Origin of the sequence: Methylobacterium sp. NPDC097929, assembly GCF_049543375.1 — a bacterium.
Lineage (GTDB): Bacteria > Pseudomonadota > Alphaproteobacteria > Rhizobiales > Beijerinckiaceae > Methylobacterium.
The window spans coordinates 19,309-42,541 of the sequence record NZ_JBMVEP010000004.1 but is presented as its reverse complement, the minus strand read 5'-3'; the positions used below and the strand labels follow the sequence as shown (position 1 = coordinate 42,541).

Below are 23,233 nucleotides of genomic sequence, written 5' to 3'. Positions count from 1 at the left end.
GAGCGCGACGTGTCCAGAAGGTACGGAGCCCTGGATTGCTTTCGCTGAGCCTTGCAAGGACGAGGGAAGAGACCGAAGCGATCTAACGGAGACCGTATGAATCCTGCGGCCGGACGAAGCCGCCCTCGGTTGCGCGAACCTCTTCGGCGCCGGCCGGCACGCCGCCCGCTGCGCCGTATGGGAGGATCGGTGCGAACGCCTCACCGGCAGGAGCCGTCCTGAGCGAGGCAGGACAGGATGACTTTCTGAGGAGCCGGCAACTCGGTCGTCTTCGTCGCGATCGTCGAGAGCGCCCAGTCGGTCTTGCTGCCCGCGACGGGTTCCAGCAGCCAGCGGATGGTGGCGGGCTGCGTGCGCCGGGGATCGTCCGGCAGGCGGAGTTCCATGAATTGCCTGGACCACCACAGCATCCCGGTGGCCGGGAAGGTGACCGAGACCTTCTGCCGTGCGGCGCCGCAGACGATCTGGCGCACCGGGGGGCCGGTTTCGGCACTCGCCGACGACCGGATCGTCCCCGCCAGCAGGCTGTCGCCGGCGCCGGATGCCTTGAGCGCCTGCTTGCAGCGGGCCTCCTCGCGGCGGGCATCGAAGGCGCGAGTGCCCGCCCGGCACGCTTCGACGACGGGGCGCAGCGTCTCGTCCGACGGCAGCAGGCCGCGCCCGCATTGCAGGATCGGCGCCTCCGGCGCGTCCGCCAGAGGATCGGCCGCGGCGAAGGCCCGTTCGACCTCCTCCTTGGCCGTGCGGGCGGCCTCGGCCCGGGCGGCGGCGACCTTGCCGTTGAACTCGGCCGAGATCGGGCCCGAGGGATAGGCGCCGGCGAGATCGCTCGTCTCCATCTGGAACCAGTTATGGCTGCGCAGACCCTCGAACGTCTTCGGTGCCGCCTCGATCCGCTCGACCTGCGCCTGAAAGGACCGGCGGATCGCGCCGTCGACATAGGCATCGGCCAAGTTCGTGCAGGTCCTGTAGAGCCGGGCCAGCGCGTCGTTGCCCCATTGCCGGCCCACCCACTGCTCGCAGCGGGAGCGCGCCTGCCCGAGGGGGAGGCTCGCGACCGTCTCCCCGGCGAAGGCCGCCCGGATCTCCCCGGCGGTGGCGGCCTCCATCGCGTTGCGGCGCGGCTCCAGCGCCGCGGCGACGAAGCGCTCGTAAGCGGCCCGCGTGACGTCGTTCCGGCGAAGCTCCTCGTGGCTCAGGCTCAATCCGTTCGACTCGCGGAAGCTCGCCAGCGACAACGGCAGGGCGAGGAGGCGATCCCGCTGCTCCCGCAGCCAAGCGGCCACCTTCCGGCGCTTCTCGATCTCCGGATAGGAATGGGTCAGAAGCTGCACGACGGTCCGGCCGTTCCTGCAGGATTGAACCTTCCGGATCAGATCCGCGGCGAAGGCACGGTCCCAGTATTCCGTCGGCAGGCCGACGACGAGTTCGAGCCGATCGGTGTCGACATAGCTGAAGCCCGACAGCCGCTCGCACAGGCCCTCGGCCGGAAGGGCTTCCAGGGGCCTGCCTGCCGCCGCGAGTCGATCGGCGACGATACGCAGAAAGTCGAGGGCGGCCTCGCGGGCGGCGCCATCCCCGTCCAGCGAGCCCCGGGGCGTCGCCTCGGCCGCGGTTGCCGCGCGCATCTCCGCCACGATTCGTGCGCGATCGGCCGGCGCCTCGATGGCGGCTTCCGCGAGCCGCCTGCGCTGCGCCTCGTAGAAGCGCTTCCAGAAGGCCGGGGCGGCCTCGGCATAGCGTCGGCGATCGGTCTGCTGGTCCAGTTGGGGCAGCAGCTCGATCGGCGGCAGCCTCTGTTGCTCGGCCGCTGCCTTTCGCGCCGTCTCGACGGTCGGCTCGGCCGTGCCCAGGAGCGCCAGGAGGCTGTCCATGCGCGCCTTGGCACTCGCCGTGCGTTCGAGTGTGAACGCCTCGCATTCGCTCTGGGGGCGGCCCTGGTAGGTCAGCCAGCGGCCGCGCAACTGCTCGCCGTTCGGTGCGATCCGCGCCGCGACCCAGGGCCGGCCGCTCCGATCGGACAGGATGAGATCCTCGCCCGCCGACGCTGCGGTGAGGTCGAGAACCTGGAACGAGGTCCCCTCGGTCTTTCGATAATAGACCTTGAACCGCGCCTCGCTCGGCTGGAATTCCCAGTCGTCGAGCAACCGATCGCCGTTGCAGAGATGCGTGCCGCGATAGAACGTCGCTTCGTCCGCCTGTGCCGGAGCCGCCACGACGCTCGCAAAGAGCAGTCCGATGAGGGCCTTTGCACAAAAATGCATTGATGACCTGAGCGATCTAATATGGATTCCGATCGTCCGGCGCCGGGATATGCCGGTCGATCCTTGAGATAAACTGAATTTGGCTCCGTTGTGCAAATCATGTCGGACGTGCCGGCATACGCCGCAGCCTCTTTGAAACCTCTCGTCTGCGGATGCACGAGGGACCGCCCAACGCCGTGGCGGTCGCCGCAGCGTCGCGATCGTGCCCGGTCGATGTCAGATCGCCGGATCCGGCACCGGAACCGCCGGGGCGGCCACTCGACCCACCCGCCGCCCGAGCAGGACGGCGCCCGCCATCACGGCGGCGAAGATCGCGAAGATCAGCGGGTTGTAGACCACCAGCGCCGCGAGGCAGACCGAGGCCATGACGAGGGCGAAGGCCGGCGCGACGGGGTAGAGCGGGGCCCGGTAGGGCCGGGCGAGATCCGGCTCGCTGCGGCGCAGGCGGAACAGGGCGGCCATGCTGGTGACGTACATGGTCAGCGCGCCGAACACCGCCATGGTCACGATGCTGGCGGTGAGCGACTGCCCGGCGACGCTCACGAGGCTGTCGCTGTAGATCGCGGCGATGCCGACGAGGCCGCCGGCCAACGTGGCGAGATGGGGCGTCTGGAAGCGCGGATGCACCCGGGCGAAGACGGAGGGCAGGAAGCCGGCCCGGGCGAGCGCGAAGATCTGGCGGGCATAGCCCATGATGATGCCGTGGAAGGAGGCGACGAGCCCGAACAGGCCGAGCCAGACCAGCATGTGCAGCCAGCCGCTCGACTCGCCCACCACCCGCTTCATCGCCTGGGGCAGGGGATCGTTGAGGTCGGACAGCGACTTCCAGTCCCCGGCGCCGCCGGCGAACAGCATCACGCCGAAGGCGAGCACGGTCAGCGTCAGGACGCCGGTGATGTAGGCGAGGGGAATCGTGCGCCTGGGGTCCTTGGCCTCCTCCGCGGCCATGGCGACGCCCTCAATGGCGAGGAAGAACCAGATCGCGAAGGGAATCGCCGCGAAGATGCCGCCGATCGCCGCCGGACCGAAGCCGTCCTGCCCCGCCCAGCCCCCGGCCGTGAAGTTGTCGAGGCTGAAGGCCGGGGCGACGACGCCCATGAAGACCAGAAGCTCGGCCACCGCCAGCACGGTGACGAACAGCTCGAAGGTGGCGGCGATGCGCACGCCGACGATGTTGAGGCCCATGAACAGCAGGTAGGCGCCGAGCGCGACGTGCTTCGGGTCGAGCCCGGGATATTGCACGTTGAGATAGGCACCGATGGCGAGCGCGATCGCGGGCGGCGCGAACACGAATTCGATCAGCGTCGCGTAGCCCGCGATCGCCGCTCCCGTGGGTCCGAAGGCGCGCAGCGCGTAGGCGAAGGGGCCGCCCGCCTGCGGGATCGCGGTGGTGAGTTCGGTGAAGCTGAAGATGAAGGCCACGTACATCGCGGCCACGCACAGCGTCGTGACGAGGAAGCCGAGGGTGCCGGCCTGCGCCCAGCCGTAGCTCCACCCGAAATACTCGCCCGAGATGACGAGTCCGACGGCGATGCCCCAGAGGTGGAAGGCGTTCAGGCTCCTGTCGAGCGCGGCCGAAGGCGTCGTCATCGTGCGTCCCCGCTTCCGGCCCCGATCGGAGGCCGTCGGGGGACGCCAAGCAAGAGCGCTGCCGTCTAAGGTCAGGCCGCGCTCGGTCCCGTTCCGAGCGGGGCGGCGGATTCGCGGGTGCGGATGTCCATGGCGTTGCCGCGCCAGACGATGGCGGTGCGGGCCCAGGCGCTCGCCCAGATCGCCGGCAGCAGGGCATCGCGCACGAGGAAGGCCAGCAGCAGCCGCGGCGAGCGGTGCCAGCCGGCGCGCACGGCCAACGCCATCTCGGCACCGTACCAGAGAGCGCCGGCCCCGCCGAGCCAGAGAGCGGCCTCCGCCGTGCCGACCATGAGCCCCGTCAGCACCAGCGGCAGCAGGGCGCCGATGCCGATCTCGGGGGCGAAGAACAGCGGGAAGGTGACCCGCCGCAGGCGGGCCCAGCGCACTTGGCGCGACCAGACCTCGGCGAAGTCGCGGCGCCCGAGCGGCTGGCGGAAGGGCGAGGCGACGAGATGCACCCGCCGGCCCGCCGCGCGCACGAGCTTGGTGGCGGCGGCGTCCTCGGCGATCTCGGCGTTGAGCGCGCGGATGCCGCCCCGGACCTCCAGGAAGGGCTTGTGCCAGAGCATGCTCTTGCCCTGCGCGAAGCCGAGGCCGAGCGCCTCGCCCGCATATTGCCAGCGCGCCTGGAGGGTGTTGAGGAAGGCGCACTCCACCTCGGCGAAGAAGTTTTCCGGCCGCGCGCCGATCGGCGTCGAGCAGACGAGCCCGGTTTCGGCGCGCCACGCCGCCTGCATCTGCTGGATGTAGTCGGGCGGCATCAGGACGTTCGAATCGGCCAGGATCACCCAGTCGTGGCGGGCGGCATCCCAGCCGCGCACGCAGTTGTTGAGCTTCGGGTTGCCGCCGATGCGCTCGTCCCCGAGGATCAGGCGCGAGGGAATCTGCGGGTGCGCCGCCCGCATCCGCTCCAGCATCGGAAGGACGGGATCGCCCGCTTCCGCGACGCAGAAGATGAGTTCGTAGGCCGGATAGTCGAGCCGGAAGCTCGCCAGCAGCGTCTCCTCACTGAACGCCTCCAGCCCCCGCAAGGGGCGCACCACGGAGACGGGCGCGCCGGCCGGGAAGGCGGAGGGCTTGCCTTTTCGTCCGATGCGCAGGCCCGCGACGGTCAGGCTCGCGAGGTTGACGAGGACGAGAAGGGCGCAGAGCGCGAGGGCGGCGAGCGCGCCGCTCTCCGGCGTGGCGATCATGCGCGGCGTCTCCCGGCGATGGTCTGCGATCGGGCGCGACGGCGCGCCCCATCACGCCCGTAGCAGCGCCGCCTTATCAGGCGTGTGACACTGCGCCTCCTCCAGCCCGCGAAGCCGAACCGTGCCGCCGATCGTGTTCCACCCGGCCTACGAGGCCCCCCTGCCAGAGGGGCACCGCTTCCCGATGGGCAAGTACGGCCGCCTTGCCGAGACCCTGCGCGCCAGGGGGCTCGTCTCCGACGGCTTCGTCCGCCCGGAGCCCGCCGACGCGGCGCTCCTGTCGGGGGCGCACGAGGCGGCCTATGTCGAGGCGGTGCTCGCCGGCCGGGTCTCCGCCGCGATCGAGCGGGCGATCGGCCTGCCGGTGACGGAGGCGGTCGCCGCCCGTTCCCGGGCCTCGGCCGGGGGCACGCTCTGCGCCGCCCGCTTGGCGCTCCGCCACGGGCTTGCCGGCAGCACGGCGGGGGGAAGTCACCATGCCCGGCGGGCCGGCGGGGCGGGCTTCTGCGTGTTCAACGACGTGGCGGTCGCCGCCCTCGCGCTCCGGCGCTCGGGCGAGATCGCCCGCGCCCTGGTGATCGACCTCGACGTGCATCAGGGCGACGGCACCGCCGATTGCCTCGCCCGCGAGCCGGACCTGTTCACGCTCTCGATCCATTGCGAGCGTAACTATCCCCACGACAAGGTGTCGGGTGACCTCGATATCGGCCTGCCCGACGGGCTGGACGACGCGGCGTACCTCGCCGTCCTCGAAGCACGGCTGCCGGCGCTGGTGCGAAATTTTGCGCCCGACCTCATCTTCTACAATGCCGGCGTCGATCCCCACCGCGACGACCGGCTCGGCCGCCTCTGCCTCACCGATGACGGCCTTGCCGCCCGCGACCGCTTCGTCGTCGGTCTCGCGCGGGCGGAAAAGACGCCGCTCTGCGCCGTGATCGGCGGCGGCTACGGCAGCGACGTGACGGCGCTCGCCGCGCGCCATGCTCTCGTCTTCGAGGCGATGGCGGCGCTCGCCTGAGGAACGCCGCGCATCGATGCGGGTTTGCCTCGCCTCGGGCCGGATCCGCTCCGGCACGAACGACCCCGCCGGGGAGAGGGCGATGGACGACGCCGATGCGCTGAACCGCTTCGTCGAGGCCCAGGCGGATGCCTACGCGCAGGCGCTCGCCGAGCTTCGGGAGGGGCGCAAGCGCAGCCACTGGATGTGGTTCGTCTTCCCCCAGATCGCCGGACTCGGTTCCAGCCCGATGGCCCGGCTCTACGCGATCCGCTCGCTGGCCGAGGCGCGAGCCTATCTCGCCCATCCTCTGCTGGGCGAGCGGCTGCTGGCCTGCACCCGCGCCGTGAACGCCTGGGAGGGGCGCTCGGCGAACGCGATCTTCGGCGCGCCCGACGACGTCAAGTTCCGCTCCTGCATGACGCTGTTCGGGCGGGCCGACCCCGACCGGCCGGACTTCGCGCAGGCGCTCGCCGCCTTCTTCGAGGGCCGGCCGGACCCGCTGACCCTGGAGCGGCTCGGCGAGGGCTGATCGGTCCAGGGTCCGGGGCGGGATGCGATCGGCGCGACGGCGCGAGCGCGTGCGTTCGACCGCTTGCGGACTCTCACGAGGTCCGCTTCAGGGCATTCCACGGCACCGGTTCTCGTTGGATGCTACTCTTGATAAGATTTGCTCTGGATGATTGTGGGGCAGAGAGATAGACAGTACAGTCGCTCGATAATCCTTATCCCGCAGCTCTTTGCAGTCGTTGGTTCCCGATCGGAGGCCGTGTGCTACGTCTTGCCGTACCCGCTCTGTTTCTCGTCGCCTCTGCCGTGTCGGCGGCTGCCGAGAGCCAATGCCCGAGTCCGCGGCCCGTCTACCGTTGCGAGGATTGGCGTCGCAACAGCGCGGGTCGTCTCGTCTCGGTGAGGCCGGTCGCCGCCGGCCTCATCGAGATCGGTGCGAACGGCTATCTCGGGGACAACACCATTATCGACGGGATCGATTACACCGACGCTCTCTACGAGCAGTGCGGCGGCCGATGATGTGTGGGCGTCGGCTTCTCCTCGCGGGCGCGGCCATGCTGTACCCCACGGCAGCGAGCTATGCCGACGAACGATGCGCCTCCTATCCACCGCCGGTGTTCCATTGCGAGGACTGGCGCAGGAACGAGGACGGCCTCTTGATCGCGAAGAAGACGATGTTGGTCGGCCTCATGCGGGTCAGGGAGGGGCATTACATCGGCGGGGGGATACGGATCGCCGGCTACGATTACGGCGCGTTGCTCCGACGGCAGTGCGCGCCGGCACGGCCCCTCTGGAAGCGATGGCTCGGGTTCGGCGACTGATACCGTGGCCTGAGACTGCAACACCGCCCCGTTATCGTTCGTCCGGTCCCCCTCGACCCAGCCGTTCAGATCGGTTCGCTGGAGCATCGTCCCGAAAGGTGGCCGCCGGCTTTCGGAAGAAGGCGATGCGAAACAAGAGACGAGAACATCGTGCCGGATACGATATCCGGCATGATGTTCCAGGGCTGCACACAAACCGAACCCGCCGCCGCTGGCCTGACGGTCGGGTCTCGGCCGTAGCGCTGAAGCACTCTCCCCCACAAAGGCCCTTCATACGGTCAAGCCGATCGTACTTTCCGCGATGCCGCCGCGCCGGCCCGGACGCGGCGGTGCGGGTTGCGCACGAGCAGGTCGGCGAGGTCCTGCGGCGGTCGCGCCGGGCTGTAGAGAAAACCCTGCGCGTTGTCGCAGCGCTTGAGCCGGAGCAGGTCGGCCTGTTCGCGCGTCTCCACGCCCTCGGCCGTCACCTCGATCCCGAGAGTGCGGGCGATCACCATGATCGCGTCGATCACGGCTTGGCCCTCGCGGCGACGGCCGAGATCCCGCACGAAGGCCCGGTCGATCTTGATCTTGTCGACGGGAAAGCGCGTCAGGTAGCTCAGCGAGGAGAAGCCGGTCCCGAAATCGTCGAGCGCGATGCGCACGCCCAGGGCGCGCAGCCGCTCGAGATTGTCGAGGACCGTCGGCGTGCTGCCGAGGAACACCGACTCGGTGATCTCGATTTCCAGCCGCCCCGGGACGAGACCGGACCGGGCCAGCGCCGCGCGCACGTCGTCGAGGAAATCGGGCAGGCGCAGGTGGGTCGAGGAGATGTTGACCGCGACCCGCACGGGGGCGGGCCAGTCCGCTGCCTCGGCGCAGGCCCGGACGAGGGCCCAGCGTCCGATCTCGACGACGAAGCCGGTGCTTTCGGCGATCGGGATGATCTCGGCCGGCGAGACCGGGCCGTCGCCCGGCCTGACCCAGCGCAGCAGGGCCTCGAAGCCGACGACCCGGCCGTCGCAGAGGCTCACCAGCGGCTGGTAGTGGAGCGCCATCTCTCCCGCGGCCAGCGCCGGCCGCATCGCGGCGTCGAGGTCGCGCCGGCGACGGGCGCGCTGCGCCTGGAGTGCGTCGAAGCTTCGGCCGCCTTCCTCGGCGGACGCGCTCGCCGGCAAGGGCGGCGCCTCGGCGCCGGCCGCGACCTCGTTGATCAGCCGCCCGATGGTCCGGCTCTGGTGCTCGACCCGGACGCGGTCGAGGATGCGCTGCAGGGAGAGGCGAGCCATCCGCGTCACGCTGGTGAGGACGAAGGCCGCGTAGACGGTGAGCAGGATCGCGAGGCTCAGCGCCACCGGCTCGGCGCAGCGGGCGAGCCCGAGGAAGCACCCCACCACGACGGGAATGGCGAAAAGGTAGGACACCGACAGCAGCGGCCCGAGGGCGTAGGCGTCCGCGATCAGGCCGGCGGCCACCCCCACCACGATGAGGCGCCGGTCGCCATCCGCGGGGGCGAACAGGACGACGGGCATCGTCGCCCAGGCGAGGCCGAGAGCCAGCGCGAGGGCGTTGGCGAGGCGGATGCCGCGGTCGATGGCGGGCTCGCTCGGCCCCTGGGCCGCGGTCTGCCGGAAGCGCTTTCGGGTGAAGAGGCCCAGGCCGACCAGGGCCGCGATGACGGCGAGAAGCCCCAGCAGATAGGCCGGCCGCGCGGCGTCCCAGAAGAAGACCGTGAGCAGGAGCGCGGTCGTCAGATGCAGCAGGGCGGAGTAGCCAGAGAGTGTCAGCGTCTCGTCGAGGAGGTCGGCGCGCGCCTGGAACCCGCACGCCTCGGGCAGATCCCGCAGGAGGCCGGCCCGCCGGAATCTGGCGGGTGAGCGGTTCACCCGGGCGGCTCGGATGTCGGCGTCAGCGGCCATGGCAGCCGCGGGCCGCCGGCCCCCCCGATCCGGATCCCCGCGAGGCCCGAACGGACGCATCCGGGCCGCCCGCCGCACGGCGAAGCAGGGAATGCGGCGCCGCGCCCTCGGGTGTCCGGGATCTCGATGCCGTCGCAGAATAAGACATGATCACCATCCAGAGTGATCGGTAGATTTAATCCGTGAAGGCTTGCTTAAACCGATGGGTGTCCCTTGGCTTTGGACCGGTCAAGTCTGCTGCTGCATCGTCTTTGTTGTTCGACCATCGGTGGAAAAATCTTTTCGAAGGATCGACTGATCCAGACTATCCAGCCGACGTTTCCGCTGGGCCGGCAGAAGTACACGCCGCACGGTCCTGCGTGCCGGCGCGATCGACCCGGGCTCCGGGTCGGCTGTCGGTCGAGGCGTAGTAGGGCTTGATGTCGAGCAGCGGCGTGCCGTCGATGCAGTCGAGGCCCCGCACGCTGATGGTTCCGTCGGCCATGCCGAGCCGCTCGACGACCGCGACGGCGATCGGGTTCGGGCGGGCCGGCGAACGCAGGGAAAAGGTGCCGCGGCTGCCCTCGGCGTGGCGCGGCCTCTGGCGCACGAGGTCGCGGGCCGCCCGGTCCATCCAGTAGAGCACGATCAGGTGGGTGGCGCCCTCCACGTTCTGGAGCCCGGGCCGGTAGGGCGCATCGATCTCGAGGGTGCAGACCGCGTCGGTCTGCGTGCCGTTCTTCGGGCATTCGGCGCGGGTTCCCCAGGGCGTGCGCGCCCGGCCGATGAAGTAGAGCCCGGCGTCGTAGGCTTCGGGCAGCGGGATCGTCTCCTCGCCCGGCCGCCGCTCGACATCCTCGTTCATCCGCCACCGCTCCCGCTCGTCCGATCCGTCCGCTTGTCGCCGCCGCGCGCCGCCGCCGCAAGGCAGCCCGGCGGGGCGCTCGCTCGTCTCCGGGCCGGCGCCGATGTAGAGATCAGGGCGGTTGCGGGGGAGGATGCATGGTCATCGACGAGTTGCGGCCGATGGAGGCCATCGCCGACGCGGAGAGCGCGGTCGAGCGGCTGGAGGCTCTGCATGCGGGCGCGACCCGCTCGCTCCAGGCAGCGCTGACGCGCTATCTCGAGGAGCGGGTTCCGCCCAGCGAGACCGAGCGGCTGCAATTCCGCTATCCCGAACTGCGCCTGACCTACCAGCCGAGCGGGCCGCTGCCGCGGCTCAACCGGGCCACCGCCAAGTTCCAAGCGCCGGGCCTCTACGCCACCACGGTGACACAGCCGGGCTACTTTCGCGCCTACCTGCTGGAGCAACTGCGGCCCCTCGTGCGCGACTATGGAGCCAGCATCGAGGTCGGCCTCTCGGCCCAGGAAATTCCCTATCCCTACGTGGTGGAGCCGGGCACCGATCTCGGCGGCAGCGGGGTCAGCGCGAGCGACCTCGCCACGCTGTTTCCCACGCCGCTCCTCTCCGTCGTCGGGGACGAGGTCGCCGACGGGCTCTGGCTCGAAAAGCCGGGCGACCCGCGCCCACTCGCGCTGTTCGACGGCGTGCGCACCGACTACTCCCTGCGCCGGCTGGTGCATTACACCGGCTCGGACTGGCGCGAGATCCAGCCCTGGATCCTGCTCACCAACTACCACCGCTACGTCGACGGCTTCGTCCGCCACGGGCTAGAGCGGCTGGCAGCGGGGGAGGGGGAGCGGCTCGTCCTGCCCGGCGGCATCGTGGTGTCGCGGGAGGAGGCGGCCTCGGCCGACCCGGCGGCGCTGATCGCCGCCTCGCCCTGGCACAAGTACCAAATGCCGGCCTACCACCTCGTCGGCCACGGCCCGGACGGGGCGCCCCAGGGCACGACGCTCGTCAACATCGGCGTCGGCCCCGCCAACGCCAAGACCATCACCGACCACCTCGCGGTGCTGCGTCCGCATTGCTGGCTGATGGTCGGCCATTGCGGGGGCCTGCGCCAGTCGCAGACCATCGGCGACTACGTGCTCGCCCACGGATACCTGCGCCGCGACCGCATCCTCGACGACCTCGTGCCACCGGAGATTCCGGTGCCGGCGCTGGCCGAGGTGCAGATCGCCCTGCAATCGGCCGCCGCCTCCGTCACCGGCGAGCGGGCCGACGCCTTGAAGCGGCGCCTGCGCACCGGCACCGTTGTCACCTACGACGACCGCAACTGGGAGCTTCGCTTCAGCCAGGAGCGGCGGCGCATCAACCTCTCGCGGGCCATCGCCGTCGACATGGAGAGCGGCACCATCGCCGCGCAGGGCTACCGCCTGCGGGTGCCCTACGGCACGCTGCTCTGCGTCTCCGACAAGCCGCTCCACGGCGAGATCAAGTTGCCGGGCGCGGCCAACGCCTTCTACGAGCGCGCGGTGGCCGAGCATCTCCGCATCGGGCTCGCCACCCTCGACATGCTGCGTGCCGACCGGGCGGGACTGCACTCGCGCAAGCTCAGGAGCTTCGACGAGCCGCCGTTCCGGTAGGATTTTTTTCGGCGCCTCTCAACCGTGCATCCGGCGTGCCCTCATCGAAGCGGGAGAGTAGCCCGAGAACGGGCACGTCGCGAGCGGCAGCACAGATCAGGCTGCGGGGGCACGCCCCTCCAGGTCGAAGTACAGAATCGGGCGCTCGCCGCTGGAGCGACCGAAAGCACGGGGCCGGTTGGCGGCATCGGCGAGGAAGTCCGTGAGGGAGGGGGCCAGCACCCGGCGCAGGTCTTCGTCCGGGCCCATGACGATCACTTGGCCGATCGTGCCGCCGGGCGCGGGCGCGAGGTCCACGGCGTAGGCGTTTCCGTTGTCATCGGAGAAGGGCAGCCAGCCGGGTCGCCAGTATTCGCGGTGGACGGGGTCATCCCCTCGGCGCTGCACATGCGCCTCGCCGTTGAAGCTCTCGTCGAAATCCGGGCCGCCGCCGTCCCAGATATCCAGCCAGCCCTGATACGTCGTCAGCGCCTGCTGCACGGAGAGGAAGCTGTAGCTTCCGAACAAGGGACAGAGGACGCGGCCGGGCGCCGGGTCGGCGATCGTGAAGATGTCCCTCTGGCCGTCGGCCCGCAGCCAGAGCCGGCGCAGGTCGGCGGGCAGGCCAAATCCGATCCGCGCTTCCGCCGCATCCAGCACCGATGGATTCGCCGGCGGGTTCAGGAAGTGGGCGACGGCGGAGCCGTTCTCGGCATGCCGATCCAACCAGCGATCGAAAGCTGCGTCGAAATCCACGTCGCTCTCCGGTCATTGCGATGAACCTGCCCGATGAGGCGCCCGGCCCGCTCCGCCGCGGTCGATGCCCGGCGTAGGGCCAGGTGGACATCCCGGCGTCTCACCGCTCCCGCTGCCACAGCCCCGCGCGCTCGGCCCGGGCCTGATCCTCGGCCTCGATCAGGTCGCTCGGAGCGTCGTCGCTCGCCCGCGCGCCGCCGGCGGTGACGATGAGGGACGCAAGGTCGTCTCCGTCGAGGCGGCAGCGCGCGGAAGCCGGGTCGCCGGAGCAGATGATCTCCCGGCGGCGCAGGTAGCGCGCGAGCTGGCGGGCCAGCGCACCACCTTCGCCGACGACGCCGAGGAGGCGCACCGTGCGCCCGCGGATCGCCAGCGTGCCGGTGTCGACGATCTCGGGCACGCCGCGCAGCTCGCCCGCGACCGGGGCGGGCGGCGGGGGCGCCACGGCGGCGGCAGGGATCGGTTCGGCCCGGGCCGCGGACGGTGCCGGGCGCTTGCGGCCCTTGAGCACCTTCTGCGCCCGCTCGACGAAGTCGTGGAAGACGCGGGCGGGAATGTCGCCGCCGGTCACCTTGTTCATCGGTGCGTTGTCGTCGTTGCCGACCCAGACGCCGACGATCATGTCCGGGGTCAGGCCGACGAACCACGCGTCGCGATAGTCCTGGCTGGTGCCGGTCTTGCCGCCGACCGCGAGGCCGGAGACGCGCGCGGCCTTGCCGGTCCCGGACTCCACCACCGCCTGGAGCGAGTCGAGCATCATGCTCTGAACCTGCGCATCCATCGCCGCGCCGGGCTTTGCCGCCGGGCGCTGGTAGAGCGGCTGGGCGGTGTTGCCGCGAACGCCGCGTACGAGGAAGGGCTCGACGGGGACGCCCGGGCCGAGCACGCCGGCATAGGCGCGGGTCATCTCCAGAAGCGACACGTCCGCCGAGCCGAGGGCGAGGCTCGGCACCGCGGGCAGGTCCGACTGGACGCCGAGCCGTCGCGCTTCGGCGATGATGGCGGGCAATCCCACCTCGTCGCCGAGCTGGGCGGCGATGGTGTTGACCGAGAGCGCGAAGGCCGAGCGCAGGGGCAGCGCGCCGCGGAAGCGGTTGTTGGCGTTCTGCGGCTCCCACTCGCCGATCTGGGTCGGGCGGTCGACGAGCACGCTGTCGGGGAAGAAGCCCTTGCTGCCGTAGGCCGCGAGGTAGACGAACAGCTTGAACAGCGAGCCGGCCTGCCGCTTGGCCTGGACCGCGCGGTTGAACTGGCTGTCCTCGTAGTCGCGGCCGCCCACCATGGCGAGGATCGCCCCGTCGGGCGCCATCGCGATCAGCGCCCCCTGGCCGACCTTCTTCTTCGTCCCTTCCGCGTCGAGGCGGCGGGCGAGCACGCCCTCGGCGAGGCTCTGCAGGTCGAGGTTGAGGGTCGAGCGCACGGTGACGTCGCCCGTCTCCTGCGTCAGCCGTTTCACGTCGCCGGCCACCGCGTCGAGGAAGTAGTTCGTGCCCGACGGCGTCTCGGGGGGCGTGTGCAGCGTGAGCTTCTGCGCCCGGGCCTTGTCGGCCTCCGCCTGGCTGATCGCGCCGGTCTCCACCATGGCCTGAAGCACGAGGTCGGCCCGCTCCTTGGCACCGCCGAAATTGCGGGTGGGGGCGAGCTGCGAGGGCGCGCGCACGAGTCCGGCCAGCATCGCCGCCTCGGCCAGCGTCAGCCCCTGCGCGTCGTGCCCGAAATAGCGCCGGGCCGCCGCATCCGCCCCGTAGGCGCCCGCGCCGAAATAGGCGGTGTTGAGGTAGCCGACGAGGATTTCGGGCTTCGAGAGCGTGCTCTCCAGGCGCAGCGCCAGGAACGCCTCCTGGATCTTGCGGCGCAGGGTCTTTTCCTGGCTGAGCGAGGTGAGCCGGGCGTATTGCTGCGTGATGGTCGAGCCGCCCTCGCGCACGCCGCCGCCGGTCGCGTTGCGCCAAAGCGCCCGCATCATCCCGCGCAGGTCGATGCCCCAGTGACTGAAGAAGCGCCGGTCCTCGATCGCGACGATGGCCTGGGCGAGCCGGGGCGGCAGGGTCTTCTCGGTGAGCTTCTCGCCCTGGAAGGCGCCGCGGGTGGCGAAGGATCGGCCGTCCTCGGCCTCCACGACGAGCGCGCGCTGGCTCGCCTCCGGCGCGGCCCCGCCGAGCGGCGGCAGGGTGGCAAAGGCGGCGAACACGTAGCCCGCGAGGATCACCAGCGGGATGCCGACCAGGGCCGCGAGGCCGAGCAGCCAGGGCCGGCGCCGCCGGAAGGCGGATGGGCGACGGTCGGACCGGACGGTCGGAGCGGCCTCGGCGCGCGCGACGGGGCCGACCTGTGGCGCGGCGGTCGCGTCCGGACGCAGCCGGCCCGCCGCCCGGGCGAGAATCGGCGTGGTCTTGCGCGCGGCGTCGCGGCCGCTGTGCCACGCGCTGCGGCCGGCGCTGCCGGCAAGGCGTCCGAGCTGGCGCGCGAGCAAGGCTGCCGCCCGTGCCGCCTCGCGCGCGGCGGCCCGCGTCTCGGTCCCTTCGCGCGCGTTGCCGCTCTCCGGCCTGTCCGGTCCCTGCGCCGTCATCGCGAGCCGTTCGCCGTCCGTCGGAGATCACGCGTCATGGACGGACCTTAGCGGAGCGCGGGCCGGCAAGGCTACGCGCGCGAGGACCCCGGACGCGAGGAACGCGGCCGGGTGACACGTCGGCCACGCTGCGATCTCGCCTCAGCGCGCGATGGCGCGGATGACGTAGACGAGCGCCGTGAAGGCGACGAGGCTCAGACCGTAGAGGACCACGAACCAGAGAACGCGCTTGGCCTTCAATGGTAGCTCGCCGCGTTCGGGTTCTCCTCGATCTTCCCCCGGAAGACCCAGTAGGCGTAGGCCGTGTAGGCCAGCGTCAGCGGCATCACCACGGCGTAGCCGACCAGCGCGAATTGCAGCGCCGAGGTCGCGTTGGCCGCCTCCCAGATCGTGATCTTGGGCGGCACGACGTAGGGGAAGAGGCTGATCGCGAGCCCGACGAAGCCCAGCAGGAACAGGGCGATCGAGAGGAGGAACGGGGCGACCGCGCGCCCGTCGTCGATCGCCTTGAGGATGTGCCAGCAGACGAAGGCCGTCAGGATCGGCACGGGCGCCACGAACAGGACGTTGGGCCAGGAGAACCAGCGCCACTGGATCTCGAGCCCGAGGAAGGGCACCCAGGCGCTGACGATCGCCATCGAGACGACGGTGCCGGCCAGGAACTGCTTGGCCTTGATCCGCGACCAGATCTCCAGCTCGCCCGACGTCTTCATCACGCACCACGTCGCGCCCAGCAGGCCGTAGCCGCAGACGAGGCCGATGCCGGTCATGACGCTGAACGGGGTGAGCCAGTCGAACGTACCGCCGGCAAAGCCCCGCCCCTCGGTCCGGAAGCCCTGGACGAAGGCGCCGAGCACCATGCCCTGCGCGAAGGTGGCGATCAGCGAGCCGTAGTGGAAGGCGTTGTCCCACACGATCTGCGAGCGCTCGGCCTTGAAGCGGAACTCGAAGGCGACGCCGCGGAAGATCAGGGCGATCAGCATCAGGATCAGCGGCAGGTAGAGCGCCGGGAGCAGGATCGCGTAGGCGAGCGAGAAGACCGCGAACAGCCCGCCGCCGCCGAGCACGAGCCAGGTCTCGTTGCCGTCCCAGATCGGCGCCACCGAGAGCATCATCCGGTCGCGCCAGTTTCCCGGACGGGCGGCGGTGAAGAGGATGCCGACCCCGAGGTCGAACCCGTCGATGACGACGTACATCGCCACCGCGAGCGCCAGCAGCCCCGCCCAGACCAGCGGCAGCCAGAAGGCCAGGCCCTCGTAGGATTCCCCGAAGCCGAACATCGACGCGTCCTCCCGGCCCGCCGCACCCTTTTCGTCAAAGGGGTGCCGCCTCGTTATAGAGGCAGCGCCCCTTGGGGCCAGAACCGCGCTCAGGGCGAGACGGGTCCCCGCCAGGACGGTTTGCGGTCGCTCGCCGAGAGGGTGTCGGCGGAGGGCCGCGGGGTCGCGGTCTGTCCCGCGAGGTGCCGGGCCAGCGCCGCGGTCCCGGCTCGGGTCATGCTCTCGCGCGTCTCGGACGGCAGCGCCTCGACCAGCGCGCCGATCCCGCCGGTGGTGAGGCGGTCCATCGTCTCGAGGGCGAGGCCGCCGGCCGGGAGGGCCGCCGCGCGGTCCGGGGCCCGCCCGTCCTGGCGCAGGATCGCGAGGTAGGAGAGGACGCCGATCACCAGGGCGGCGCGCAGGAGGAACGACATCGGTCCGGTCTCGCCGAGCTTCGCCCGTCCGCCGGGCGGCGGGCGGACGGGGGTCTTGGATGGTCTGGTCCGGCGATCCTGCCATCCCCGCGACACCGCCGGGTGAACCCGCCGGAGCCAAACGGCGGACGTGGTGAACGAAGGCTTGCCGCCCGTCCCTGACCCCTCGCCGCGGCCCCTTCACGCTCTGCGCAGGCCCTTTGCCGGCGCCGTTCGGAGCGTGTGAAGAGCGGGGATTTGAGCGGGGCCGGGACCGTTCCGGCGCTCGGGTCCGCGGCAAGCGAGCGACCCTTTTCATCCTCGCTTAAACCGCCTCTGCGACGCTTTCCCTCAAGTTCGAAACAAGCAGTCGAGGGGCGCGGGACACCTGAAGTATCGAAGGTGTCTCCGCGCTGTGCGTGGTGGTGTTGCGTAAAGACGGTGCCCTTGCCTCCCTCTTCGACTCCCGCCTCGCCGGGCTGGTCCATGCCTCCGTGCTGGCCGAGCCGGGCGTACGCTTCCGCCACGAGCGCTTCCTCGTCTCGCGGCTCGCCACCGGCGCGGTGATGATGGCGGCCCTGCCGCCCTACCTCGTCTGGCGCGGGGTTCCGAGCGGCATCGAGGCCATCGCCATCGCGAGCCTGTTCCTGCCGGTCCTGGCCGCCGTGGTCCTGTCGCGCACGGGCTCCCTCTGGGTCGCCCATGCCTTGTCCTCGGCCGGCCTGACCGGCCTCGTCGTCTGCCTCGCCGCGCTCACCGGCGGCCCGAGCTCGGCCGCCGGCATCTGGCTCGTGGCGGTGCCGCTGGAGGCGATGATCTCCGGCTCGCGCCGGGCGACGATCGCCGCCTCGGCCATCGCGGTGGCCGGCGCCTTCGCCGTGGCGCTGAGCGGCTATCTTCCCGTCGGCGCGCTGGCGCTGGATTGGCCCAGCGCGGTCGCCATGCCCGTCTTCGCCGTGACCGCCATCGGCCACATCGCGGCGCAGGCGATGGAGCACATGCGCCGCGAGGGCGAGTGGCGCGCGCGGATGCAGGACAACGAGGCCCGCGACCGCCTTCTGCTCTCGGCCATCGACGACCTCGTGACCTGGCACGACGCCAACGGCCGCGTGCTGGAGGCCAGCGGCTCGGCGGCCCGCTTCGTCGGCGCCGATGCGGGCCGCCTGCGCGGCCACGGTCTGCTCGACCGGGTGCATATCGGCGACCGGCCGGCCCTGCTCCAGGCGATCAGCGACGTGGCCGCCCGCGGCGTGCCCGCGACCGTGCCCTTCCGCCTGCATCTCGACACGCCCCGCAATGACGGCACCCGCACGATCTTCGCCGAGATGCGCGCCCACCGGATCCAGGCGGGGCTGGCCGGCGCCAACGGCTCGACCGTGGTCGCCGTGACCCGCGACGTCTCCGAGCACCGCCGCCACGCCCAGGAACTCGACCGCGCCCGCGCCGAGGCCGAGCGCGCCGACGAGATGAAGACCCACTTCCTCGCCACCGTCAGCCACGAGCTGCGCACGCCGCTCAACGCCATCATCGGTTTCTCCGAGGTGCTGGGCGGCGAGGGTGCGGTCGGCCTCTCGCCGGAGCGGGCCCGGGAATATGCGGACATCATCGCCCAGTCGGGGCGGCACCTGCTCGACGTCGTCAACACGCTGCTCGACATCTCGCGCATCCGCGGCGGCCATTTCGACTTCCAGCCCGAGCCCGTCGATGTCGAGGCGCTGATCCGCAGCTGCTGCGACCTGATGCGGCTCAAGGCCGACGCCTCGGGCGTCACGCTGGTGAGCGCACCGGTGCCTGCGGGCTGCGCCCTCGTGGCCGATGCCCGCGCCTGCCGCCAGATGCTGATCAACCTGATCTCGAATGCAGTGAAGTTCACGCCCCGCGGCGGGCGCGTCGAGGTTCTGGTGCGCCGGGGCGGGGCCTATCTCGACCTCGTGGTCAGCGACGACGGCATCGGCATCACCGAGGCCGACCTACCGCGGCTCGGCGATCCCTTCTTCCAGGTCGGCGGCGGTTACGGCCGCAGCCACGAGGGCACGGGTCTCGGCCTGTCGGTGGTGCGCGGCCTGGCCGGCCTGCACGGCGGCGCCGTCTCGGTCGAGAGCGCCCCGGGACAGGGGACGGCCGTCACCGTGACGCTGCCGCTCGATTGCAGCCGCGCCAAGGGCGCAGCCCCTGCGGGCGCCCTGGGCCAGGCCGCGCCGGCCGGCACCGGCAAGGCCGTCGTCCAGCCCGCGCCGATCCGGACGATGGTCCGGCCGGCCGCGGCCTCCGAGCCGGCGCCCGCGCCGATCCGCGTGCCGGTCGGCCTGTTCGACCCCGCCCCCCGCCCGGCTCCCGGCAGCCATGCCGGGCCGATGCGCCGGGCCGGATGAGCCGACCCGCCTCCCAACCCGGACCGTCACGCCACCCGCAAGGAGTTCATGAATGCGCGAGCCGCCCGCCAGACGGGACCAGCGCGAGATCGTCGTCCCCGGCGACATGCGCGTCGCCGGTACCCCCGCTCGCTCACCGCGTCGCCGACCCGTCCCGCGCGGCCCCGCCCCCGGGGGCTGGAAGGCCACGGCGCTGGCGGCGGCCGCGACGGCCGGGCGGTTCTGCCTGCGCTATCCTGGCGGCGTGCTCGGCAGCGCGGCGGGCGCGGCCGCGGCGATCTATGTCTGCGTCAACGCGGTCGGACTCCAGGTCGGGCCGCATCCCGCTCCGATCCTGCCGACGGTCGAGCCGAAGCCGCTCGCCACGAAGGCGCCTGCCTCGCAACGGGACGCCCGCGCGGCCGAGGCGCCGAGGCCGGCGGCCGCTCCGGTGCGGGAGGTGCCCGTCCCGCCCCGCGACCCGATCGCCGAGATGATCCGCTCGGGCGAGACGACCGCCTCCGTCACGCCCAAGGCCGTCACCCCCATGGCCGATGCGCGCAAGGCCGAGGCGAAAAGGCCGGAGCCGAAGGCGGCCGAGGTGAAACCCGCCGGAAAGCCCGACGCGGCCAAGGCCGACGCCCTGAAGCCGGACCCGGCCGTCATCCGCGTTCAGCGGGCGCTGGCCAAGCTCGGCTACGGTCCGCTCAAGGATGACGGGTTGATGGGGCCGGGCACGAAGGCGGCGATCGAGCGGTTCGAGCGCGAGCGCAAGCTGCCGGTCAAGGGCGAGGCCGCCGGACCGACCCTGCGCGCCCTGACCCGCGAGGTGACGGCCAAGGCCGCCGTCCCACAGGGCTGAGGCGGCCATCGACGCGGGGAGGGCGGGGGCCTATCAACGCCCCATGCCACGTCTCCGCTCGGATTTCTGGGTCTCCGCGCAGCTGCGCCGCCTCAACGGCGAGGGCATCCCCGCGGTGCAGCGCCGCCGGGGCTCGGCGGAGGCGGGCGCGATCTTCGTCAAGATCGACCGGCTCGACGGCACCGCCGACCTCTACGGTCCCGCCCCGCAGGCGCTGATCGAGGCGGAGGATTCGGGCGAGCGGCTCTTCAGCCCCATCCTCAGCGCTGCTCCCTCGCCGGATGTCGAGGAGCGGCTGTCCCGCGAGCTGCGCTTCGATTCCGACCTCTGGATCGTCGAGATCGACGACCGCGAGGGCCGGCACGGCCTGCCGCTCGCGGAGTAGTCCTCGGCGTCCGCGAGCGCCGGTCAGCTCGTGCGGCGCAGGCGCGACGGCAGCACCGTGCGCAGGCCGCCGCGCTCGCTCGCCACTGCGGCCCCGCGCTTGGCTTCGGGGCCGTGCAGGGGCTGGTGCTCTCCGCTTCCCGTCCGCTCCATCACGGAGGCGCCGAGGATCGCGCTCAGCAGGTCGCGGGCGGCGGCGCGGCTGGTCTCGCGGAACAGCGTGACCAGGGCGAAGACGCGATCGACCGAGCGGGCCACGCTGTCGTTGAGGGTGAGGAAGACGAACACCGCCTCGCCCTCGCGCAGATCCGCCGCGCGCAGGGCCAGAGTCAGAAGGTCGTAGCGGGCGGCCGGGTCGCTGGCGGCCCCGAGATAACTCTCGGGCAGGCCGAGGCCCTGGCCCAGCGTGGTGATGAAGCCCTGGATGTCCCGGCCGTGTGATTTCTCGACCAGGGTAGTGGCCAGCGCCCGCGGAGCCGGCGGGCAGGGGCGCAGGGCGGCGGTGGCCTCCACGGCCTCCCGGATCGCCCGGCGCTGCTCCGGACCGGCCTGCAGCCAGAGCGGGGCGAGGTCGGCGGGGGGAATGTCGGGGCGCGCGAGCAGCGTGCTGGCGAGATCGGCGTCGGTGCGGGCGCGGGCGAGCAGACGCTCCAGGGCACGCGTCCCGATCAGCGCGCCGGGATTGGCGGCCAGCGCGCGGTCCGCCTCGGCCTCGGTCTCGGCCTCCTGCGGCGGAGCGACGGGAAAGCCCCGGGTCGCGAGGGCGGCGCGCACGGCGGGCGGCACGTCGGGGCATCCGCCGAGCTTGTCGGCGACGATGCGCAGGGTCTCCTCGTCCACCGTGGGGATCAGCCCCGCGGCAAGCGACTCGAAGGCCTGGAGGATGGCGCGGTCGTGGACGGGGGCGGCGAGAAAGAGGTCGGTCTGCACCCGCAGGATCACGGGCTTCAGGTCCAGCGCGGGATCGCGCGAGAGTTCGATGAGGCCGGACAGGTCCGGCGCTTCGGCGACCGATGAGGACATGGCACTTCGATTACGCAGAACTGACAGGCCGCGAGTAGAACGGGTCTGCGTGAATCGACCTTTAAAGGGGTGCCGCCGCCACTGTCCCGCGCCGGCCGATCAGGCGGGGTCGAGCCCTCTCAGGACATCGGCCACCCGGTCCTGGACCGCGGGCGGCAGCGGCAGGATCGGCCGCGGCGGATCGGCCCGGCACAGGCCGAGGATGCGCGCGGCCGCGTAGCTGACCCGCAGGCTCGAATGCTCCCGGAAGAGATCCCAGAGCGGCTGCATGCGCGCATTCAGCGCCCGCGCCCGAGCGGCCTCGCCCGCCCGCGCCGCCGCGAGGATCGCGAGGCAGGGCTCGGGCAACAGGCCCGCCGCCACGGAGTACCAAGCCTCGCCGCCGGCCAGCAGCGCCTCCGCCGCGTTCCAGTCCCCGCTGAAGCCGAGCCGAAAGGTCGGCGGCACGGCGCGGCGCAGGGCGTCGAGATGATCCGCGACCGCTGCGGCCTCCGGCGCCGGGCTCTTGAGCGCGGCGATGCCGGGGAGGGCCGCGAGCCGGCCGACCAGCGAGGGCGTGAAGCGAAAATGCGTGGTGCCGGGATTGTCGTAGATGCACAGGGGCAGGCCGCCCTGCGCCGCGACCGTGGCGAAGTGCTCGAACACCTCCTCGTCGGTCAGCGGCGTGTAGGAGACCGCCGCCAGAAGCCCCGCGGCGGCGCCCGCCGCCCTGGCATCCTGCGCGAGCCCCGCGGCCGCGTCGGTGCGCAGCGCGCCGACGCCGACCAGGATCGGCACGCGGCCGTTCGCCTCGTCCAGGGCGGCGTCGAGGGCGCGGCGGCGCTCCTCCAGCGACAGGTAGGCGTAGGTGCCGGTGTTGCCCAGAAGCCCGATCGAATCAACCCCCGCGGCGGCGAGCGGCGCGACGAGCGCGCGCAGGGCCGCGACGTCCACGCGGCCGTCCGGGGAGGCCGGCGTGATGGGGAAGGCGGAGAGGCCGGTGAAGCAGGTCATGACCGCTCCAGCATGAGACGCGCCCGCGCGCGCCGTCAACGCGTGCCCGACGGGCGTCGCTTGCGCTCGGCCCGCCGCTACGAGCGCACCTCGCGCTTGGCCACGAAGTTCAGCTCGTCCACCAGCACGTCCTTCACCACGTCGGAGCCGAGGCGCTCGTTGACCCTGGCCCGGATCTGGGCAAGCCGACCGTTGATGTCGTAGCGGGCGAGCTTGCGGAAATCGATCGCGGTGTCGCCGTAGATCTGGCGGAAGGCCTCGTCGACGACGAAGGCGTTGGGCGCGACGGGCAGCGTGTGCATCAGCTTGGCGTCCGCCGTGAAGACAAGTACGGCGACGACGTAGCCCTGCACCTTGCCCTCGGCGACCATCGGAATGTTGATGGGTGCGAGCTTCTGATATTGCAGCCCTTCGAGATAGGGCTCGGTCGACTTGGTGAAGAAGCCGCCGCCGAAGGTCACCGCCGCGTAGCAGGAGACGATGGTGACGGCGCAGATCCACAGGCCGCTGAAGAGGACGCGCATCGCTCAGTCCCGCCCGGCGCGCGCGGAGTAGGTGCCGTCGGATTCGGCGGCCTGAAGGCTCGCCTGGAGCGTTTGCCCGACCTCCTCCACCGCCCGCAGATGCAGGGCGACGGCCTCCTGGTTGCGGATCAGCTTGTCGCGCAGGCGGGCGAGCACGATGCCGGTCTCGGCGTCGAGGTTTGCCGGATCGATGCCGCGGGCCAGCCGGGTGAGTTCCAGCAGGCTCCGGCTCTTGGCCCGGTTGACCGCGTCGAGATCGAGGGCGGCGTTGGCCGCCAGAGCCTCGGTCTCGGCCTCGACCGTGGCTTCCAGCCGCTTCAGAGATTCGAGCAGCAT

Annotated in this window: 20 protein-coding genes; 7 read left to right on the top strand and 13 right to left on the bottom strand. The window is 71.6% G+C overall.

What is annotated here, in order from left to right:
- Nucleotides 1-200: 200 nt before the first annotated feature.
- The 3 genes from ACPCJR_RS12685 to ACPCJR_RS12675 all read right to left on the bottom strand — a co-directional run bounded on the left by ACPCJR_RS12685 (nt 201) and on the right by ACPCJR_RS12675 (nt 5,089).
- The gene (locus tag ACPCJR_RS12685; protein ID WP_391512414.1) at nt 201-2,216 is read right to left on the bottom strand and encodes a hypothetical protein; all 2,016 of its coding nucleotides are present in this window, start codon (nt 2,214-2,216) and stop codon (nt 201-203) included.
- Between the two features lie 264 nt (nt 2,217-2,480).
- Nucleotides 2,481-3,854, bottom strand: coding sequence for an ethanolamine permease (gene eat / locus ACPCJR_RS12680; protein ID WP_391512413.1), 1,374 nt, complete (start codon nt 3,852-3,854; stop codon nt 2,481-2,483).
- A 71-nt stretch (nt 3,855-3,925) separates the two neighbouring features.
- Nucleotides 3,926-5,089, bottom strand: coding sequence for a ceramide glucosyltransferase (locus ACPCJR_RS12675; protein ID WP_391512412.1), 1,164 nt, complete (start codon nt 5,087-5,089; stop codon nt 3,926-3,928).
- 121 nt (nt 5,090-5,210) lie between these two features.
- On the opposite strand from ACPCJR_RS12675, the gene ACPCJR_RS12670 reads away from it, so the two are divergent.
- The 3 genes from ACPCJR_RS12670 to ACPCJR_RS12660 all read left to right on the top strand — a co-directional run bounded on the left by ACPCJR_RS12670 (nt 5,211) and on the right by ACPCJR_RS12660 (nt 7,417).
- A complete protein-coding gene (locus ACPCJR_RS12670; RefSeq protein WP_391512411.1) occupies nt 5,211-6,107 on the top strand; it encodes a histone deacetylase family protein in 897 nt (298 codons plus the stop codon).
- Between the two features lie 82 nt (nt 6,108-6,189).
- The gene (locus ACPCJR_RS12665; protein WP_391512410.1) at nt 6,190-6,618 is read left to right on the top strand and encodes a DUF1810 domain-containing protein; all 429 of its coding nucleotides are present in this window, start codon (nt 6,190-6,192) and stop codon (nt 6,616-6,618) included.
- A gap of 532 nt (nt 6,619-7,150) precedes the next feature.
- Nucleotides 7,151-7,417, top strand: a complete 267-nt coding sequence (locus tag ACPCJR_RS12660; RefSeq protein WP_391512409.1) for a hypothetical protein — start codon at nt 7,151-7,153, stop codon at nt 7,415-7,417.
- A 278-nt stretch (nt 7,418-7,695) separates the two neighbouring features.
- On the opposite strand, the gene ACPCJR_RS12655 is transcribed toward ACPCJR_RS12660, so the two are convergent.
- Entirely contained in the window at nt 7,696-9,315 is a 1,620-nt protein-coding gene (locus ACPCJR_RS12655) for a putative bifunctional diguanylate cyclase/phosphodiesterase (protein WP_391512408.1), read from the bottom strand.
- Between the two features lie 304 nt (nt 9,316-9,619).
- Nucleotides 9,620-10,159: a tRNA (N6-threonylcarbamoyladenosine(37)-N6)-methyltransferase TrmO gene (gene tsaA, locus ACPCJR_RS12650; RefSeq protein ID WP_391512407.1), complete on the bottom strand. Its 540-nt coding sequence runs from the start codon at nt 10,157-10,159 to the stop codon at nt 9,620-9,622.
- A 137-nt stretch (nt 10,160-10,296) separates the two neighbouring features.
- On the opposite strand from tsaA, the gene ACPCJR_RS12645 reads away from it, so the two are divergent.
- Nucleotides 10,297-11,784, top strand: a complete 1,488-nt coding sequence (locus ACPCJR_RS12645) for an AMP nucleosidase (protein WP_391512406.1) — start codon at nt 10,297-10,299, stop codon at nt 11,782-11,784.
- A gap of 96 nt (nt 11,785-11,880) precedes the next feature.
- Here ACPCJR_RS12645 and ACPCJR_RS12640 read toward each other — a convergent pair whose 3' ends face one another.
- The 4 genes from ACPCJR_RS12640 to ACPCJR_RS12625 all read right to left on the bottom strand — a co-directional run bounded on the left by ACPCJR_RS12640 (nt 11,881) and on the right by ACPCJR_RS12625 (nt 16,781).
- Complete coding sequence (locus ACPCJR_RS12640; protein ID WP_391512405.1) at nt 11,881-12,519, bottom strand: SMI1/KNR4 family protein; 639 nt, start codon at nt 12,517-12,519, stop codon at nt 11,881-11,883.
- A 100-nt stretch (nt 12,520-12,619) separates the two neighbouring features.
- On the bottom strand, nt 12,620-15,088 hold the full coding sequence (locus tag ACPCJR_RS12635) for a PBP1A family penicillin-binding protein (protein WP_391512404.1): 2,469 nt from the start codon (nt 15,086-15,088) through the stop codon (nt 12,620-12,622).
- Nucleotides 15,089-15,324: 236 nt separating this feature from the next.
- Nucleotides 15,325-16,368, bottom strand: a complete 1,044-nt coding sequence (gene cydB, locus ACPCJR_RS12630; protein ID WP_391512403.1) for a cytochrome d ubiquinol oxidase subunit II — start codon at nt 16,366-16,368, stop codon at nt 15,325-15,327.
- A gap of 89 nt (nt 16,369-16,457) precedes the next feature.
- Nucleotides 16,458-16,781 carry a hypothetical protein gene (locus ACPCJR_RS12625; protein ID WP_391512402.1) on the bottom strand — a complete coding sequence of 108 codons (324 nt, stop codon included), beginning with the start codon at nt 16,779-16,781 and terminating at the stop codon, nt 16,458-16,460.
- 398 nt (nt 16,782-17,179) lie between these two features.
- Between ACPCJR_RS12625 and ACPCJR_RS12620 the strand changes: the two genes are divergently transcribed.
- Genes ACPCJR_RS12620 through ACPCJR_RS12610 form a run of 3 tightly spaced genes read left to right on the top strand, consistent with a single transcriptional unit; the run spans nt 17,180 to nt 20,358 of the window.
- Complete coding sequence (locus tag ACPCJR_RS12620) at nt 17,180-19,132, top strand: PAS domain-containing sensor histidine kinase (protein WP_391512401.1); 1,953 nt, start codon at nt 17,180-17,182, stop codon at nt 19,130-19,132.
- Nucleotides 19,133-19,184: 52 nt separating this feature from the next.
- Nucleotides 19,185-19,973: a peptidoglycan-binding domain-containing protein gene (locus tag ACPCJR_RS12615; protein ID WP_391512400.1), complete on the top strand. Its 789-nt coding sequence runs from the start codon at nt 19,185-19,187 to the stop codon at nt 19,971-19,973.
- A 43-nt stretch (nt 19,974-20,016) separates the two neighbouring features.
- Complete coding sequence (locus ACPCJR_RS12610; protein ID WP_110350957.1) at nt 20,017-20,358, top strand: DUF1491 family protein; 342 nt, start codon at nt 20,017-20,019, stop codon at nt 20,356-20,358.
- A gap of 23 nt (nt 20,359-20,381) precedes the next feature.
- On the opposite strand, the gene ACPCJR_RS12605 is transcribed toward ACPCJR_RS12610, so the two are convergent.
- From ACPCJR_RS12605 to ACPCJR_RS12590, 4 genes are all read right to left on the bottom strand, one after another.
- Nucleotides 20,382-21,380, bottom strand: coding sequence for a DUF2336 domain-containing protein (locus ACPCJR_RS12605; protein WP_391512399.1), 999 nt, complete (start codon nt 21,378-21,380; stop codon nt 20,382-20,384).
- A 99-nt stretch (nt 21,381-21,479) separates the two neighbouring features.
- Nucleotides 21,480-22,373 carry a dihydrodipicolinate synthase family protein gene (locus ACPCJR_RS12600; protein ID WP_391512398.1) on the bottom strand — a complete coding sequence of 298 codons (894 nt, stop codon included), beginning with the start codon at nt 22,371-22,373 and terminating at the stop codon, nt 21,480-21,482.
- Nucleotides 22,374-22,450: 77 nt separating this feature from the next.
- Nucleotides 22,451-22,897 (bottom strand): hypothetical protein, encoded by a 447-nt coding sequence (locus ACPCJR_RS12595; protein WP_391512397.1) that lies wholly within the window; start codon nt 22,895-22,897, stop codon nt 22,451-22,453.
- A 3-nt stretch (nt 22,898-22,900) separates the two neighbouring features.
- A complete protein-coding gene (locus ACPCJR_RS12590; protein ID WP_391512396.1) occupies nt 22,901-23,233 on the bottom strand; it encodes a flagellar protein FlgN in 333 nt (110 codons plus the stop codon).

What these genes read in the sequence shown, in the direction of transcription:
- ACPCJR_RS12615 (WP_391512400.1), top strand. Translation starts at nt 19,185, where the DNA reads ATGCGCGAGCCGCCCGCCAGACGGGACCAGCGCGAGATCGTCGTCCCC.
- eat (WP_391512413.1), bottom strand. Translation starts at nt 3,854, where the DNA reads ATGACGACGCCTTCGGCCGCGCTCGACAGGAGCCTGAACGCCTTCCAC.
- cydB (WP_391512403.1), bottom strand. Translation starts at nt 16,368, where the DNA reads ATGTTCGGCTTCGGGGAATCCTACGAGGGCCTGGCCTTCTGGCTGCCG.
- ACPCJR_RS12660 (WP_391512409.1), top strand. Translation starts at nt 7,151, where the DNA reads ATGCTGTACCCCACGGCAGCGAGCTATGCCGACGAACGATGCGCCTCC.
- ACPCJR_RS12665 (WP_391512410.1), top strand. Translation starts at nt 6,190, where the DNA reads ATGGACGACGCCGATGCGCTGAACCGCTTCGTCGAGGCCCAGGCGGAT.
- tsaA (WP_391512407.1), bottom strand. Translation starts at nt 10,159, where the DNA reads ATGAACGAGGATGTCGAGCGGCGGCCGGGCGAGGAGACGATCCCGCTG.
- ACPCJR_RS12610 (WP_110350957.1), top strand. Translation starts at nt 20,017, where the DNA reads ATGCCACGTCTCCGCTCGGATTTCTGGGTCTCCGCGCAGCTGCGCCGC.
- ACPCJR_RS12625 (WP_391512402.1), bottom strand. Translation starts at nt 16,781, where the DNA reads ATGTCGTTCCTCCTGCGCGCCGCCCTGGTGATCGGCGTCCTCTCCTAC.
- ACPCJR_RS12655 (WP_391512408.1), bottom strand. Translation starts at nt 9,315, where the DNA reads ATGGCCGCTGACGCCGACATCCGAGCCGCCCGGGTGAACCGCTCACCC.
- ACPCJR_RS12605 (WP_391512399.1), bottom strand. Translation starts at nt 21,380, where the DNA reads ATGTCCTCATCGGTCGCCGAAGCGCCGGACCTGTCCGGCCTCATCGAA.
- ACPCJR_RS12675 (WP_391512412.1), bottom strand. Translation starts at nt 5,089, where the DNA reads ATGATCGCCACGCCGGAGAGCGGCGCGCTCGCCGCCCTCGCGCTCTGC.
- ACPCJR_RS12595 (WP_391512397.1), bottom strand. Translation starts at nt 22,897, where the DNA reads ATGCGCGTCCTCTTCAGCGGCCTGTGGATCTGCGCCGTCACCATCGTC.
- ACPCJR_RS12590 (WP_391512396.1), bottom strand. Translation starts at nt 23,233, where the DNA reads ATGCTGCTCGAATCTCTGAAGCGGCTGGAAGCCACGGTCGAGGCCGAG.
- ACPCJR_RS12600 (WP_391512398.1), bottom strand. Translation starts at nt 22,373, where the DNA reads ATGACCTGCTTCACCGGCCTCTCCGCCTTCCCCATCACGCCGGCCTCC.
- ACPCJR_RS12635 (WP_391512404.1), bottom strand. Translation starts at nt 15,088, where the DNA reads ATGACGGCGCAGGGACCGGACAGGCCGGAGAGCGGCAACGCGCGCGAA.
- ACPCJR_RS12645 (WP_391512406.1), top strand. Translation starts at nt 10,297, where the DNA reads ATGGTCATCGACGAGTTGCGGCCGATGGAGGCCATCGCCGACGCGGAG.